General features: G+C 61.2%; 12 protein-coding genes. 3 read left to right on the top strand and 9 right to left on the bottom strand.

The window, feature by feature from the left end:
• The first annotated feature begins 12 nt into the window (after positions 1 to 12).
• The 3 genes from xseA (at position 13) to leuA (ending at position 4,364) form a co-directional block, all read left to right on the top strand.
• Positions 13 to 1,392 (top strand): exodeoxyribonuclease VII large subunit, encoded by a 1,380-nt coding sequence (gene xseA / locus HBN98_RS08545; RefSeq protein ID WP_083368001.1) that lies wholly within the window; start codon positions 13 to 15, stop codon positions 1,390 to 1,392.
• A 3-nt stretch (positions 1,393 to 1,395) separates the two neighbouring features.
• Positions 1,396 to 2,220 (top strand): peptidoglycan DD-metalloendopeptidase family protein, encoded by an 825-nt coding sequence (locus HBN98_RS08550; RefSeq protein WP_007964447.1) that lies wholly within the window; start codon positions 1,396 to 1,398, stop codon positions 2,218 to 2,220.
• 464 nt (positions 2,221 to 2,684) lie between these two features.
• The gene (gene leuA, locus HBN98_RS08555; protein WP_064589063.1) at positions 2,685 to 4,364 is read left to right on the top strand and encodes a 2-isopropylmalate synthase; all 1,680 of its coding nucleotides are present in this window, start codon (positions 2,685 to 2,687) and stop codon (positions 4,362 to 4,364) included.
• A gap of 144 nt (positions 4,365 to 4,508) precedes the next feature.
• Here the strand turns inward: leuA and HBN98_RS08560 are convergent, their stop codons facing one another.
• The 9 genes from HBN98_RS08560 to pilW all read right to left on the bottom strand — a co-directional run bounded on the left by HBN98_RS08560 (position 4,509) and on the right by pilW (position 14,318).
• The gene (locus HBN98_RS08560) at positions 4,509 to 5,300 is read right to left on the bottom strand and encodes an amidohydrolase (protein WP_083369404.1); all 792 of its coding nucleotides are present in this window, start codon (positions 5,298 to 5,300) and stop codon (positions 4,509 to 4,511) included.
• The gene (locus HBN98_RS08565; RefSeq protein WP_064589065.1) at positions 5,288 to 6,436 is read right to left on the bottom strand and encodes a pyridoxal phosphate-dependent aminotransferase; all 1,149 of its coding nucleotides are present in this window, start codon (positions 6,434 to 6,436) and stop codon (positions 5,288 to 5,290) included. Before HBN98_RS08565 ends, HBN98_RS08560 begins: the two co-directional genes overlap by 13 nt.
• Before the next feature lie 214 nt (positions 6,437 to 6,650).
• The gene (gene der, locus HBN98_RS08570; RefSeq protein ID WP_064589066.1) at positions 6,651 to 8,123 is read right to left on the bottom strand and encodes a ribosome biogenesis GTPase Der; all 1,473 of its coding nucleotides are present in this window, start codon (positions 8,121 to 8,123) and stop codon (positions 6,651 to 6,653) included.
• A gap of 136 nt (positions 8,124 to 8,259) precedes the next feature.
• A complete protein-coding gene (gene bamB, locus HBN98_RS08575; RefSeq protein ID WP_064589067.1) occupies positions 8,260 to 9,411 on the bottom strand; it encodes an outer membrane protein assembly factor BamB in 1,152 nt (383 codons plus the stop codon).
• Positions 9,404 to 10,045, bottom strand: a complete 642-nt coding sequence (locus HBN98_RS08580) for a tetratricopeptide repeat protein (RefSeq protein ID WP_007964436.1) — start codon at positions 10,043 to 10,045, stop codon at positions 9,404 to 9,406. Before HBN98_RS08580 ends, bamB begins: the two co-directional genes overlap by 8 nt.
• Positions 10,046 to 10,086: 41 nt before the next feature.
• Positions 10,087 to 11,376, bottom strand: a complete 1,290-nt coding sequence (gene hisS / locus HBN98_RS08585; RefSeq protein ID WP_007964435.1) for a histidine--tRNA ligase — start codon at positions 11,374 to 11,376, stop codon at positions 10,087 to 10,089.
• Between the two features lie 36 nt (positions 11,377 to 11,412).
• Positions 11,413 to 12,522 carry a flavodoxin-dependent (E)-4-hydroxy-3-methylbut-2-enyl-diphosphate synthase gene (ispG, locus tag HBN98_RS08590; RefSeq protein ID WP_064589068.1) on the bottom strand — a complete coding sequence of 370 codons (1,110 nt, stop codon included), beginning with the start codon at positions 12,520 to 12,522 and terminating at the stop codon, positions 11,413 to 11,415.
• A 3-nt stretch (positions 12,523 to 12,525) separates the two neighbouring features.
• Positions 12,526 to 13,560: a RodZ domain-containing protein gene (locus HBN98_RS08595; protein WP_083368000.1), complete on the bottom strand. Its 1,035-nt coding sequence runs from the start codon at positions 13,558 to 13,560 to the stop codon at positions 12,526 to 12,528.
• Positions 13,560 to 14,318, bottom strand: a complete 759-nt coding sequence (gene pilW, locus HBN98_RS08600) for a type IV pilus biogenesis/stability protein PilW (protein WP_025109217.1) — start codon at positions 14,316 to 14,318, stop codon at positions 13,560 to 13,562. Before pilW ends, HBN98_RS08595 begins: the two co-directional genes overlap by 1 nt.
• Positions 14,319 to 14,327 lie beyond the last annotated feature (9 nt).

Consider the following 14,327-nt stretch of genomic DNA (forward strand, 5'->3'; position numbering starts at 1 on the left):
AAACTGCGTCCCATGATTAAAGATCCCTTTTCAAGGCTCGGCCTTGACCGTGAAGTCCTGACCGTCAGCCAGCTCAACGGCCGCGCGCGGGTGCTGCTCGAAGACGTGTTCAGCAACATCTGGGTCGAAGGCGAGATCTCCAACCTCGCTCGCCCGGCGTCCGGCCATGTGTATTTCACCCTCAAGGACAGCGGTGCGCAGGTGCGTTGCGCGCTCTTTCGCAACAATGCGGCGCGGGTGCGTCAGGCGTTGAAAGACGGTCTGGCCGTGAAAGTGCGCGGCAAGGTCTCGCTGTTCGAAGGGCGTGGCGACTATCAGCTGATTCTCGACACCGTGGAGCCGGCCGGCGACGGCGCGCTGCGCCTGGCGTTCGATGCGCTGAAGGAAAAACTCAGCGCCGAAGGCCTGTTCAGCGCCGAACGCAAAGTGCCGCTGCCGGCACATCCGCAGCGCATCGGCATCATCAGTTCGCCGACCGGTGCGGTGATTCGCGACATCATCAGCGTGTTCCGCCGCCGCGCGCCGCAGGTGCAACTGACGCTGATCCCCACGGCCGTGCAGGGCCGCGAAGCCACGGCGCAGATCGTCCGCGCGCTGAAGATGGCCGATGCCCGTGGTTTTGACGCGCTGATCCTCGCCCGCGGCGGTGGTTCGCTGGAAGACCTCTGGTGCTTCAACGAAGAAGCCGTGGCCCGCGCAGTGGATGCCTGCGTGACACCCATCGTCAGCGCCGTCGGACATGAAACCGATGTGTCGATCAGCGACTTTGTCGCCGACGTCCGCGCACCGACGCCTTCCGCCGCTGCCGAATTGCTCGCCCCGGACTCCAGTCATCTGATCCGTCAGGTCGAAAGCCTGCATCGCCGTCTGGTGATGCGCATGCGTGACCGCCTGATGCGTGATCGCCTGCGCCTGGAAGGCATGGCCCGTCGCTTGCGCCATCCCGGCGAGCGTCTGCGCCAGCAGGCTCAGCGTCTGGATGATCTGGACATGCGCATGCGCCGCGCCTTCGAGCGTCAGCTCAATACCCGTCGCGAACGTCTGATCCGCCTGGAGACCCGCCTCGCCGGGCAGCATCCGGGACGCCAGCTGGCGATGTTGCGCCAGCGTTTGGACAGCCTCGCCGAACGCTTGCCCCGGGCCATGCGCGAAGGCCTGAAAAGCCGTCGCTTGCAACTGCACAGCCAGATGCAGACGCTGCATGTGGTCAGCCCGCTGGCGACCCTCGGCCGTGGCTACAGCATTCTGCTGGATGAGCGCGGACACGCGATCCGCAGCGCCGCGCAGACCCACACCGGCCAGCGCCTTAAAGCCAAACTGGGCGAAGGCGAACTGCAAGTGCGCGTCGAGGACAATCACCTGACGCCCGTCACCCTCTCTTTACTGGACTGATCCATGCCGCGTTTTTTTGCTCCGTTATTGTTGCTGTGCCTGACCACCTTCAACGCCCATGCCGACAGCTACATCACCCGCCTGCTGAACAAACCGGTGCCGGGCGGCGTGGCAGTGGTTGATCTGGGCAGCGCCGCGCAGGCGCCGAAAGCCACTTATCAAGGCAAACCGGTACTGGTGGTCAAGGAACAGAACAATTGGCTGGCGATTGTCGGCGTGCCGCTGACGGTCAAACCCGGCAGTCAGCAGATCAGCAGCGGCGGGCGCAATCTGCCGTTCACGGTCGGCAACAAGAAATACCCGGAACAGCACATCACCCTGAAGAACACTCAGCAGGTCAATCCGAACCCGGCCAACCTCAAGCGCATCGAGGGCGAACTGGCCGAGCAGATCAAGGCTTACCGCAGCTTCAGCCCGAACACCCCGAGCAACCTGTTGCTGGACAAACCGGTCAACGGGCCGCTGTCGAGCAAGTTCGGCGTGCGCCGTTTCTTCAACGGTGAAGAGCGCAATCCTCACGCCGGCCTCGACTTCGCGGTGCCGGCCGGCACGCCGATCAAGACCCCGGCGGCGGGCAAGGTGATTCTGACCGGCAACTATTTCTTCAACGGCAACACGGTGTTTGTCGATCACGGCCAGGGCTTTATCAGCATGTTCTGCCACATGTCGAAAATCGATGTGAAGGTCGGTGATCAACTGGCCCGCGGCGCGGTGGTCGGCAAGGTCGGCTCGACCGGCCGGGCGACCGGACCGCACATGCACTGGAACATCAGCCTGAACGATGCGCGGGTGGATCCGGCGATTTTCATTGGTGCGTTCCAGCCCTGAATATGTATTGAGGCGATCGGCCTCTTCGCGAGCAGGCTCGCTCCCACTCTGGATCTTATTCACAACAAAGATCCCCTGTGGGAGCGAGCCTGCTCGCGAATGCGGCCTATACAGCACATCAATACTTACTGAATTGCTATAAACCTCAATTGCGCCCCTATCAAACCTCGCGCAAAAAACAAAACGATCACGTTTATTACGCACAATAAAATCGCGCAAAATCTCGCTTTTCGAGTATTCCTCTCAATTTTTTTCGACTGCTTGCCATCCTCTCCCCTCGCGGTTAGGGTTGAAGACATGAAAACCTCTCACACCCTTATTCAGCTTCGCCAGCACCGCAGTTTGTGCCTCGTCAGCGCACGACTGCCGGGCTGAATCGCTGCGCCTCGTCCCAAGCGTTTTCCCGAACATTCGTTCCACCGGCAGGCCGCCTCTTTTCGGCCCAGACAATAAGGAATTTCCCGATGAGCATGCTCAAAGACCCGTCTTCGAAATACCGCGCGTTCCCCGTCATCAACTTGCCGGATCGCACCTGGCCGTCGAAAACCATCGACACCGCGCCGATCTGGTGCAGCTCCGACTTGCGTGACGGCAACCAGTCGCTGATCGAGCCGATGGACGCGGTGAAAAAGCTGCGCTTCTGGAAAACCCTCGTTCAGGTGGGCGTGAAGGAAATCGAAGCCTCGTTCCCGGCCGCTTCGCAAACCGACTTCGACTTCGTGCGGACCCTGATCGAAGAAGGCCATATCCCGGACGACACCACCATTCAGGTGCTGACCCAGGGCCGTGAAGACTTGATCGAGCGCACCTTCGAATCCCTGCGCGGGGCGAAGAAAGCCATCGTTCACCTGTACAACGCCACCTCGCCTTCCTTCCGTCGCATCGTCTTCAACCAGGACAAGGACGGCATCAAGGCCATCGCGGTCAATGCGGCCAAGCTGTTCGTCAAATACGCGGCGATGCAGCCGGATACCGAGTGGACCTTCGAATACTCGCCGGAAACCTTCAGCGCTACCGAGCTGGAATTCGCCAAGGAAGTCTGTGACGCGGTGATCGAGGTCTGGAACCCGACGCCTGAGCACAAGATGATCCTCAACTTGCCGGCCACCGTCGAATGCGCGACCCCGAATGTCTACGCCGACCAGATCGAATGGTTCGGCCGCAACATCAACCGTCGTGACAGCGTGATCATCAGCCTGCACACCCACAACGACCGTGGCACCGGCGTCGCCGCCACCGAACTGGGCCTGATGGCCGGTGCGGATCGCGTCGAAGGCTGCCTGTTCGGCAACGGCGAGCGTACCGGTAACGTAGACCTCGTCACCGTGGCATTGAACATGTACACCCAGGGCGTCGACCCTGAGCTGGACTTCTCCGACATCGATGGCGTGCGCAAAGTCGTCGAGGAGTGCAACCAGATCCAGGTGCACCCACGTCACCCGTACGTCGGCGACCTGGTGCATACCGCATTCTCCGGCTCGCACCAGGACGCGATCCGCAAGGGCTTCGCCCAGCAAAAACCGGACACCCTGTGGGAAGTGCCGTACCTGCCGATCGACCCGGCCGACATCGGTCGCAGCTACGAGGCGGTGATCCGCGTCAACAGCCAGTCGGGCAAGGGCGGTATCGCTTACCTGCTGGAACAGGAATACGGCATCAGCCTGCCGCGTCGCATGCAGATCGAGTTCAGCCAGGTCGTGCAGCGTGAAACCGACCGCCTCGGCCTGGAAATGACCGCCAAGCAGATCCACGCGCTGTTGATCAGCGAATACCTGCAAGCCAACACCCCGTACGCGCTGGTCAGCCATCGCCTGCAGGAAGAAAACGGCAACAGCGCCGTCGAAGTGGAAGTGGCGAGCAAGGGGCAGGGCGAAACCAACCTGCACTGGCGCGGCAAGGGCAACGGTGCGCTGGAAGCCCTGGTGGCCGGCCTGCCGATCCCAGTGGAAATCATGGACTACAACGAACATGCGATCGGCGCAGGCACCAACGCCAAGGCCGCGGCTTACATCGAGCTGCGCGTGAACGGTGAGCGTGCGGTGCACGGTGTGGGCATCGATGAAAACATCACCACCGCCAGCTTCAAGGCGCTGTTCAGTGCACTGAACCGCTCGCTGAGCCAGCCTGAGGCGAAAGCGGCGTAATCGATCGCTGAAATGCAAAAGGCCCCGGAGTGCGAACTCCGGGGCCTTTTTATTGAGGATCAAAAGATCGCAGCCTTCGGCAGTTCCTACAGGATGTACACCGTCCCGATGTAGGAGCTGCCGAAGGCTGCGATCTTTTGCTTTTCAGGTGAACTCGAAGGTGTCGGCATCCAGATTCGCCGGAAAGCGCTCGCGATACGCCGCCAATTGCGCAGCCTCCAGCACAACCTTGAACACGCCGTCCGCCTCCCCCGCCGCCAACAATGTCTCACCCTGGAAATCCAGCACCTGACTGTCACCGGTGTAGGCAAAACCCTTGCCGTCTGTGCCGATGCGATTCACCGCCGCCACGTAGCACAGGTTTTCAATCGCTCGCGCCGGCAGCAGGCGGTTCCAGTGCAGACGCCGGGCACCCGGCCAGTTGGCGGTGTACAGCAGCAGATCGGTGTCCTGTGCGTCGCGACTCCACACTGGGAAACGCAGGTCGTAGCAAATCAACGGACGGATGCGCCAACCCTTGAGCTCGAACTGCACCTGACGTTCGCCGGGGGTGTAGTGATTGTGCTCGCCGGCCATGCGGAACAAGTGGCGTTTGTCGTAATGCCAGACTTCGCCGTCGGGCCGCGCCCACAGCAGGCGGTTGCGATGGCTGCCATCCGCCGCCTGAATGATCACGCTGCCGGTAATCACGGCATTCAGCTTGGCCGCCTGAACTCGCAGCCATTTGCTGGTCGGGCCGTTCTCGGCTTCAGCGAGGGTCTCGGACTCCATCGAGAAACCGGTGGTGAACATCTCCGGCAGGATGATCAGGTCTGCGCCCCGGGCTTGCTCCAACAGCACGTCGAAGTGCTCGAGGTTGGCCTGACGGTCATGCCAGGCCAGGCTGGTCTGGATCAGCGCCAGATTGAGATCGGGCAACGCACTCAGATCACGCATAGTTTCGCCGCTGCCTCGCGCAGCGTCTCCTCGCGTTTGGCGAAGCACAAGCGCACCAGGCGCTGGCCTTCGGGTGGATTCTGGTAGAACACCGACACCGGGATACTCGCCACGCCGTGTTCACGGGTCATCCACATCGCCATGTCGACATCGTTCAAGTCAGGACGAATCTGCGAGTAGTCGACCAGTTGGAAGTAAGTGCCAGTGACGCGGGTGAAGGTGAAGCGCGACGGCGCCAGCAAGTCGCAGAACAGGTCGCGCTTGGCCTGATAGAAACCCGGCAGCTCTTCAACGTGCTCCGGATGCTCGGCCATGTAATCGGCCAAGGCGTATTGCAGCGGCGTGACCCCGCAGAAACTGACGTACTGGTGCACCTTGCGCAACTCGGCGGTCAGCGCCGGTGGTGCGACCACGTAGCCGGTTTTCCAGCCGGTGACGTGGTAGGTCTTGCCGAACGAGCTGACCACAAAGGCGCGCTGATACAGCTCTTCGTGGGCCAGCACGCTGACATGTGGCACGCCGTCGAACACCAGGTGTTCGTACACCTCGTCGCTGATCAGATAGATGTCGCGGCCGCGGATCAACTCCGCCAGTTGATCCAGCTCGGCGCGGCTGATCAGTGCGCCGCTGGGGTTGTGCGGGGTGTTGATGACGATCATTTTCGTGCGCGAGCTCAGGGCCGCCGCGAGCTTGTCGAAATCGATGGAGAAATCGTTCGGGTTCAGTTGCACATGCACACACCGACCGCCCGCCAACTCCGTCGCCGGCTCGTAGCTGTCGTAGCAAGGGTCGAACACGATGACTTCGTCGCCGCTGTGGATAACCGCCTGAATCGCACAGAAGATCGCCTGGGTCGCGCCCGGCGTCACCGTCACCTCGCTGTCGGCATCGACCTTCACCCCATAGCTGCGCGCGATTTTCGCCGCGATCTGCTCGCGCAGCGCCGGCAGGCCGGTCATCGGCGAATACTGGTTATGGCCACTGGCAATATGCCGACCCACCGCGTCACGCAGCGACTGCGGGCCGTCAAAATCAGGAAAACCCTGGGACAGGTTGATGGCTCCGGTCTGCGCCGCGAGCTGAGACATCTGCGTGAAAATAGTGATGCCGACATTCGGCAGCTTACTGGTGATCATCGGGGGTTCCCTGCTCTACACCCGGCTCTGACGGCGGCGCGGGAGAGCCCGAGGATAGCCCATCCGGCGCCCATAAAAAAAGGGCGCTCTGGTGAGCGCCCTTCTTATCGCCGAACCCATGTAGGAGCTGCCGAAGGCTGCGATCCTTTGATCTTGTCTTTGAAGCAAAATCAAAAGATCGCAGCCTGCGGCAGCTCCTACACGAAGTGATAAATCACTTCTTGTCGCGGCGCTTCTTGCTGGCTTTCTTGTTGTGCGACATCAAGCGACGCTTCTTGTTGACCTGGCGGTCGGTCAGCGTGTTCTTGTTGCCTTCGTACGGGTTCTCGCCGCCCTTGAACTCGATGCGGATCGGCGTACCGACCAGCTTCAGCACACGGCGGTAAGTGTTCTCCAGATAGCGCACATACGACTTCGGCACTTTCTCGATCTGGTTACCGTGGATCACGATGATCGGCGGGTTGGCGCCACCCAGGTGAGCGTAACGCAGCTTGATCCGGCGGTTGTTGACCATCGGTGGCGCGTGCTCGCCAACGGCGTCTTCCAGAATCTGGGTCAGACGGTTGGTTGGCCAGCGGGTGACCGCCGACTTGAACGAGTTCTGTACGGAAGCGTAGAGGTTACCCACGCCGGTGCCGTGCAGGGCCGAGATGAAGTGGATATCGGCGTAATCAACGAAGAACAGCCGACGCTGCAACTCGACTTTCACGAAGTCGCGCTCGCTCGGCGTCATGCCGTCCCACTTGTTGATCGCAATAACCAGCGCACGACCGGACTCGATCGCGAAGCCCAACAGGTTGAGGTCGTGATCGACCACACCTTCGCGGGCGTCCATCACGAAGATCACCACGTTGGCGTCTTTGATCGCCTGCAAGGTTTTGACCACGGAGAACTTTTCGACTTCTTCGTGGATCTTGCCGCGCTTGCGCACACCGGCGGTGTCGATCAGCGTGTACTTCTCTTCATTCCGTTCGAACGGGATGTAGATACTGTCGCGGGTGGTGCCGGGTTGGTCGTAGACGATAACCCGGTCTTCACCGAGCATGCGGTTGACCAGGGTCGACTTGCCGACGTTCGGACGGCCGATGATGGCGATCTTGATCCCGTCTTTTTCGCTCGGGCCAGGAATGCGCTTGGCTTCCTCGCCTTCAGCGACGATCTCTTCCTCTTCGCCTTCCTGCGGTTCGTCTTCGTCACGCGGGAAATCGCTCAGTGCTGCTTCCAGCAGTTGAGTGATGCCACGGCCGTGAGCACCGGCGATCGGGATCGCGTGGCCCATGCCCAGCGGAGCGAATTCGGCGCGGGCCATTTCCGGGTCAATGTTGTCGACCTTGTTGGCAACCACGTGAGAACGCTTGTTACGTTTGCGCAGGTGCTCGGCAATCATCTGGTCGGCGGCGGTGAAACCGGCCTTGGCATCTACCAGGAACAGCACAACATCCGCTTCTTCGATGGCGAGCAGCGACTGCTCGGCCATTTTTTCGTCCATACCGTGTTCGTCACCGGAGATACCGCCGGTGTCGATCAGAATGTAGGAACGCCCTTGCCACTTGGCCTCACCGTACTGGCGATCACGGGTCAGACCGGACAAGTCGCCGACGATGGCGTCACGTGTCCTGGTCAGGCGGTTGAACAAGGTGGATTTGCCGACGTTCGGTCGGCCCACCAGGGCGATTACGGGAACCATGCGGCTCTCCACTTCGTTATTTCAGAAAATACAAAAGCCGCTGCGAGGCAGCGGCTGGTGCTCGGGGCAACGCCTGTACGCGCTGCAAGCCCCATGAATCCGGGGCCGCCTGGGGGGTTAACCCCAAGCATAGTTGTTACTTGATGGTCAGGGCTTCCAGTTTGCCGCTGTTGCCATACACATAGATCGTGTTGCCTACCACCAGCGGACGGGCACGCAGGCCGTCACTGTCGATACGCTCACGACCTACAAAACGACCGTCCACCTGACTCAACAGGTGCAGGTAACCTTCCATGTCACCGACGGCTACGTAGCTGGAGAACACTTCCGGCGCCGACAGTTGACGGCGGGCCAGCGAATCGTTGCTCCACAGTGCGGTGGTCGAACGCTCGTCGACGCCTTCAACGGTGCCCGAAGACAGGCTCACGTAGACGCTGCCGAAACCCTGGGCGACACCGGCATAGCTCGACGCATCGCGCTGCCAGAGTTGACGACCGCTTTGCAGATCGAGTGCCGCGACGCGGCCCTGATAGCTGGCGACGTACAGGGTTTCGCCGGACAGCAGCAGACCGCCGTCGATGTCGACCACGCGCTCCAGTTCCGAACGACCGGTTGGAATCGCGACCCGTTGTTCCCAGACCGGCACGCCGTTGGAAATGTCCAGGGCAACCACTTTACCGGTCGACAGACCCGCCACCGCGAGGCGGTTGGTCACGACTGGCGCGCTGGTGCCGCGCAGGGTCAGTACCGCAGGGGTGCTGTCGTAGGTCCAGCGACGGTCGCCGGTGGCCGCGTCCAGGCCGATCAGACGATCGTCCTGAGTCTGGACCACCACCACGTCACCGTTGTTGGCCGGCGGCGCGAGGACTTCGCTGGACACCCGGGCGCGCCACTTCTCTTCGCCGTTGATGGCGTCGAGGGCAACGATTTCACCCTTGAGGGTACCGATCGTGACCAGACCGTAACCCACGCCAACGGCGCCGGACACAGGCAGTTCAAGATCCTTTTTCCACTTCACGTCGCCATTGCTGCGATCCATGGCCATCAGCACGCCGGTGACATCGGCAGCGTAGATGGTGTCACCATCGATCGCCGGCACCAGCATGTTGTAGGTTTCGCCCTGACCGTCACCGATCGAACGGCTCCACTGCTTTTGCAGGACCACTTCTTCTTTGAAGTCGGTCAGCTCGGCCGGTGGCAGTTCTTTTTTGCTGTTGCTGCTGCAACCCGCGGCCAGAATGGCCAGAGCCAGCAATGCTGCATGCTTCCAACGGATCACGTCACGCATCCCCTTTGGCCAGGTCGTCGAGCTTGATTTGAAGGCCACCGACTGCCGCTTCATCCGACAGTGCCGCCTTGGCTTTTTGATACGCGGTGTTCGCCTCGTCGGTACGACCCAGCTGCACCAGCAGGTCACCCTTGAGTTCTTCGCGAGTGGCCAGGAACGCCTTGTCGGCGTCGCCGTCGAGCAGCTTCAGGGCTTCATCGGCCTTGTTCTGCGCACCCAGCACCTGAGCCAGACGCTGACGGGCGATTTCGCCCAGCGCCGGGTTCGCCGGTTTGGCTACGATGGCTTTGAGCTCGGTGGCTGCGTCGTCCAGCTTGCCGCTGTCGACCGCTACCTTTGCCACGAACAGACTGCCGTACTGTGCGTACGCGGTGCCGCCGAACTCGCTGTTGAGCTTGCCGGCCAGATCCGCAACGCGTGCAGCGTCAGGCTTGCCATCCGGGGTCAGCGTGGTTTCCAGCAGTTGCTGATAGAGCACCGAGGCGCCTTGCGACTGGTTGCTCTGATACTTGTGAAAAGCCTGCCAGCCGAACACGATGACCAGCGCCAACAGGCCGCCGGTGACCAGAGGTTTGCCGTTGCGTGTCCACCAGTCCTTCAAATCCGCCAACTGTTCGTCTTCGGTACTCGACACCCCAATACTCCTTAATCGCTAAATCGGCTGTTTAGACAGCTTCAACCCTGCACGACGCAGGTGGCCAGGTGAGCGGCAAGCGCATCCCAGGCAATGCTTTGTTGTTCGCCCTGGCCACGCAGGGGTTTGAAACCTACCACTTGCTGGGCCATTTCGTCGTCACCCAGGATCAGTGCGTACAGCGCACCGCTCTTGTCGGCTTTCTTGAACTGGCTTTTGAAGCTGCCGGCGCCGGCATTGACTTGCAGGCGCAGGTTTGGAAGCTGGTCACGCACCCGCTCGGCCAAGGCCAGACCGGCCAGTTCGGCCTGCTCGCCAAAGGCGCAGAGGTAGACGTCGACCTGACGGGAAATTTCTTCCGGGATCTGCTCCAGGGTTTCGAGCATCAACACCAGACGCTCGATGCCCATGGCGAAACCGACGCCTGTAGTCGGCTTGCCGCCCATCTGCTCGACCAGACCGTCGTAACGACCGCCCGCGCAGACAGTGCCCTGGGCGCCGAGTTTGTCGGTGACCCATTCGAATACGGTTTTGCTGTAGTAATCGAGGCCGCGCACCAGTTTCGGGTTGAGCACGTAGGGAATGCCAACGGCATCCAGACGCGCCTTCAGCCCTTCGAAGTGGGCACGGGACTCGTCATCCAGGTAGTCCGCCATTTTCGGTGCATCGACCAATACCGCCTGCGTGTCGGCATTTTTGGTGTCGAGCACGCGCAACGGGTTGGTTTTCAGGCGACGCTGGCTGTCTTCGTCGAGCTTGTCGTGGTGCGCCGAGAGGTACTCGACCAGCGCCTCACGATAGCGACCACGGGACTCGCTGGTGCCCAGGCTGTTGAGTTCGAGCTTGACCGCATCACGAATGCCCAGCTCGCCCCACAGACGCCAGGTCATGATGATCAGTTCGGCGTCGATGTCCGGACCGTCGAGGTTGAACACCTCCAGACCGATCTGGTGGAACTGGCGGTAGCGGCCTTTCTGTGGACGCTCGTGACGGAACATCGGGCCGATGTACCAGAGCTTCTGAACCTGGCCACCGCCGGTGATGCCGTGCTCGAGCACGGCACGCACGCACGCCGCGGTGCCTTCCGGACGCAGGGTCAGGGAGTCGCCGTTGCGGTCTTCGAAGGTGTACATCTCTTTTTCGACGATGTCGGTGACTTCACCGATCGAGCGCTTGAACAGCTCGGTGAATTCGACGATCGGCATGCGAATCTGCTTGTAACCGTAGTTATCCAGCAGACGCGCGACAGTGCCCTCGAAATAACGCCACAGCGGGGTCTGTTCGGGCAGGATGTCGTTCATGCCACGAATGGCTTGCAGAGACTTGCTCACTTTAAATCCTTAAATTCGTTCGGCACTTCAGTCAGGTCAGCCGCGTGCGATAACCGCTGCGTCAGCTTCGACCTTCTCGGCCGCTTTCTGGCGGATCAGCTTTTCCAGCTCGTCCACCAGATTGTCATTCGTCAATTTCTGCGACGGCTTGCCGTCGATGTAAATCAGGTTTGGCGTGCCGCCGGTCAAGCCGATATGGGCTTCCTTGGCTTCGCCGGGGCCGTTGACTACGCAACCGATGACCGCGACATCCAGCGGCACCAGCAGGTCTTCAAGGCGCCCTTCCAGCTCGTTCATGGTCTTGACCACATCGAAGTTCTGCCGCGAGCAGCTCGGGCAGGCGATGAAGTTGATGCCACGGGAACGCAGGTGCAAAGACTTGAGAATGTCGTAACCGACCTTCACTTCCTCGACCGGGTCGGCCGCCAGCGAGATGCGGATAGTATCGCCAATCCCCTCGGCGAGCAGCATACCTAGGCCTACGGCGGATTTCACTGTGCCCGAACGCAATCCACCGGCTTCGGTGATGCCCAGGTGTAGCGGCTGGACGATTTCCTTGGCCAGCAAGCGGTAGGCTTCGACGGCCATGAACACGTCGGAAGCTTTCACGCTGACCTTGAAGTCCTGGAAGTTCAGGCGTTCGAGGTGCTCGACGTGACGCAGCGCGGACTCGACCAGCGCGGCCGGGGTCGGCTCGCCGTACTTTTTCTGCAGATCCTTTTCCAGAGAACCGGCGTTGACGCCGATGCGGATCGGGATCCCGCGGTCACGGGCGGCATCGACCACGGCACGCACACGGTCTTCGCGACCGATGTTGCCCGGGTTGATACGCAGGCAGTCCACACCCAGTTCGGCCACGCGCAAGGCGATCCTGTAGTCGAAGTGGATGTCGGCAACCAGCGGCACCTTGACCAGTTGCTTGATCTTGCCGAACGCCTCGGCGGCGTCCATGTCCGGTACCGAAACGCGGACGATGTCGACGCCGGCCGCTTCCAGACGATTGATCTGGGCGACGGTGGCAGCCACATCATTGGTGTCGCTGTTGGTCATGCTCTGCACAGCGATAGGCGCATCGCCGCCGACAGGTACGTTACCAACCCAGATCTTGCGCGAAACGCGACGTTTGATTGGAGATTCGCCGTGCATGACTTATTGACCCAACTTCAGGCGAGCAGTCTCGCCACTGGTGAACGGAGCGATATCGACCGGTTGGCCGTTGTAGCTGACCTGCGCGGCACGAGCCACACCCAGGCGTACCGCCAGTGGCGGCTTGCCGGAAACCGAGACGCTGTCGCCTTTGTGTTTCAGACCGCTGAACAGCACCTTGCCGCGACCGTCAGTCACCTGCGCCCAGCAATCGGCGGTGAACTGCAGTTGCACCTGGCCATCGCCGGCAGCCGGCGCAGCCGCTTCCGCGGTAGGTGCAGGGGCAGCCGCGACAACAGGCGCAGTCACGGTCGGTGCCGGAGTGGCCGGAACGTTCGCTGCCGAGGCAGCCGGCGTAGCAACCACCGGGGCCGGGGTGTGAACAGGTGCAGCTGGCGTTGCAGCCGGAGCGGCCGGCGCAGTGGCCGGAGCCGCAGGCTCGGCGCCGGTCGATTCAGCGGTGGTTTCGGATTGTGGCAGCGCCAGAGCGGTCGCGCCCTCGGCCTGATTTTCGGCGACGGCCTGGTCTTCCGGCTCGTCGATCGGGTGAATCTGCGTGGTGCCATCGGCGCCTTCGACTTCAACGTGCTCCGGGGCCAGGCTGGTCAAGTCTTTGGTGCGCTGCGAGGTCTGATCCTGCCACCAGACGAAACCGCCGCCGATGACCGCAATCAGCAACAACAGGCTGACGATGCGCAAAATGGTGTGGGACACCCGCACAGGCTCTTCGATACGGCCCAGCGCATGCACATTGCTGCCCTGGGAATCGGTGCCGGTGGACTGGTCGAATTGCTGAACCAGAACGGTCTGGTCCATGCCGAGCAATTTGGCATAGGCGCGAATGTAACCGCGAGCGAAGGTATGCCCCGGCAGCTTGTCGAAAGCGCCAGCTTCAAGATTGCTCAGGGAAGTCACGGTGAGGTTGAGCTTGAGGGCCACTTCGGCCAGCGACCAGCCATTGCTTTCGCGGGCCTGGCGCAAAGTCTCACCGGGATTAACGCGAGTCGCTGCTACAACTTCGGGATGCGCCGCTTTCATCATTGCTCCGACAGGTATTGCTGATATTCCGGCGTACCGGGATAGAGTCGTTTTAGTTGCAGGCCATAACTGGCGGCCTTGTCGCGATCTTCAAACACTTTTGCCAGCCGAACGCCGAGCAATAGACTACGTGCATTTTGCTCGGTTAGCAGGCTGAAACGGTCGTAATAGTCACGCGCGGGCACATAATGCCTGTCTTCGAAGGACAACTCAGCCATTTCCAGCAAAGCACGCGGTTGTTGACGGTTCAGCCGCAGGGCTTTTTCCAGTTGCTGCTGCGCCAGTTCCCGCTGCCCGAGCTTCGCCGCGGTCATGCCGAGGTTCTCGAACACCCGCGAACGCTCAGGATACAGGGTATCGGCGGCCGCCTGTTCAAAACGCTCGTAGGCTTCCTTGTAACGCTGTTCTTCGTAGAGAAAACTGCCGTAATTGTTGAGGATGCGCGCGTCGGCGGGACGGGAGGACAGGGCTTTGCGAAAGTGTTCGTCGGCCAGTTTCGGTTCCATTTCGGCCTGGAACACCAGACCTAGCGCAGCGTTGGCATCAGGATCGGAACCGTCCAGTTCCAGCGCCTTCTTCAGCGGCACCTTGGCCCGCTCGGTCATCCCTTGCTGCAAGTATCCCAGTCCCAGCTGCACGTAGGCAGCACGCGCTTCATCGCGGCCCTTGCTGGTCTTCATCGGGTTGTAGTCACCCGACAGGACACAACCAGCACACAGGCTGGCCATCAGCAACAGCAGCGCAAAGCGCAGGGACATAGAGATCCT

Source organism: Pseudomonas koreensis (genome assembly GCF_012986595.1).
Lineage (GTDB): Bacteria > Pseudomonadota > Gammaproteobacteria > Pseudomonadales > Pseudomonadaceae > Aquipseudomonas > Aquipseudomonas koreensis.

What these genes read in the sequence shown, in the direction of transcription:
- xseA (WP_083368001.1), top strand. Translation starts at nt 13, where the DNA reads ATGATTAAAGATCCCTTTTCAAGGCTCGGCCTTGACCGTGAAGTCCTG.
- HBN98_RS08550 (WP_007964447.1), top strand. Translation starts at nt 1,396, where the DNA reads ATGCCGCGTTTTTTTGCTCCGTTATTGTTGCTGTGCCTGACCACCTTC.
- leuA (WP_064589063.1), top strand. Translation starts at nt 2,685, where the DNA reads ATGAGCATGCTCAAAGACCCGTCTTCGAAATACCGCGCGTTCCCCGTC.
- HBN98_RS08560 (WP_083369404.1), bottom strand. Translation starts at nt 5,300, where the DNA reads ATGCGTGATCTGAGTGCGTTGCCCGATCTCAATCTGGCGCTGATCCAG.
- HBN98_RS08565 (WP_064589065.1), bottom strand. Translation starts at nt 6,436, where the DNA reads ATGATCACCAGTAAGCTGCCGAATGTCGGCATCACTATTTTCACGCAG.
- der (WP_064589066.1), bottom strand. Translation starts at nt 8,123, where the DNA reads ATGGTTCCCGTAATCGCCCTGGTGGGCCGACCGAACGTCGGCAAATCC.
- bamB (WP_064589067.1), bottom strand. Translation starts at nt 9,411, where the DNA reads ATGCGTGACGTGATCCGTTGGAAGCATGCAGCATTGCTGGCTCTGGCC.
- ispG (WP_064589068.1), bottom strand. Translation starts at nt 12,522, where the DNA reads ATGCACGGCGAATCTCCAATCAAACGTCGCGTTTCGCGCAAGATCTGG.
- HBN98_RS08595 (WP_083368000.1), bottom strand. Translation starts at nt 13,560, where the DNA reads ATGAAAGCGGCGCATCCCGAAGTTGTAGCAGCGACTCGCGTTAATCCC.
- pilW (WP_025109217.1), bottom strand. Translation starts at nt 14,318, where the DNA reads ATGTCCCTGCGCTTTGCGCTGCTGTTGCTGATGGCCAGCCTGTGTGCT.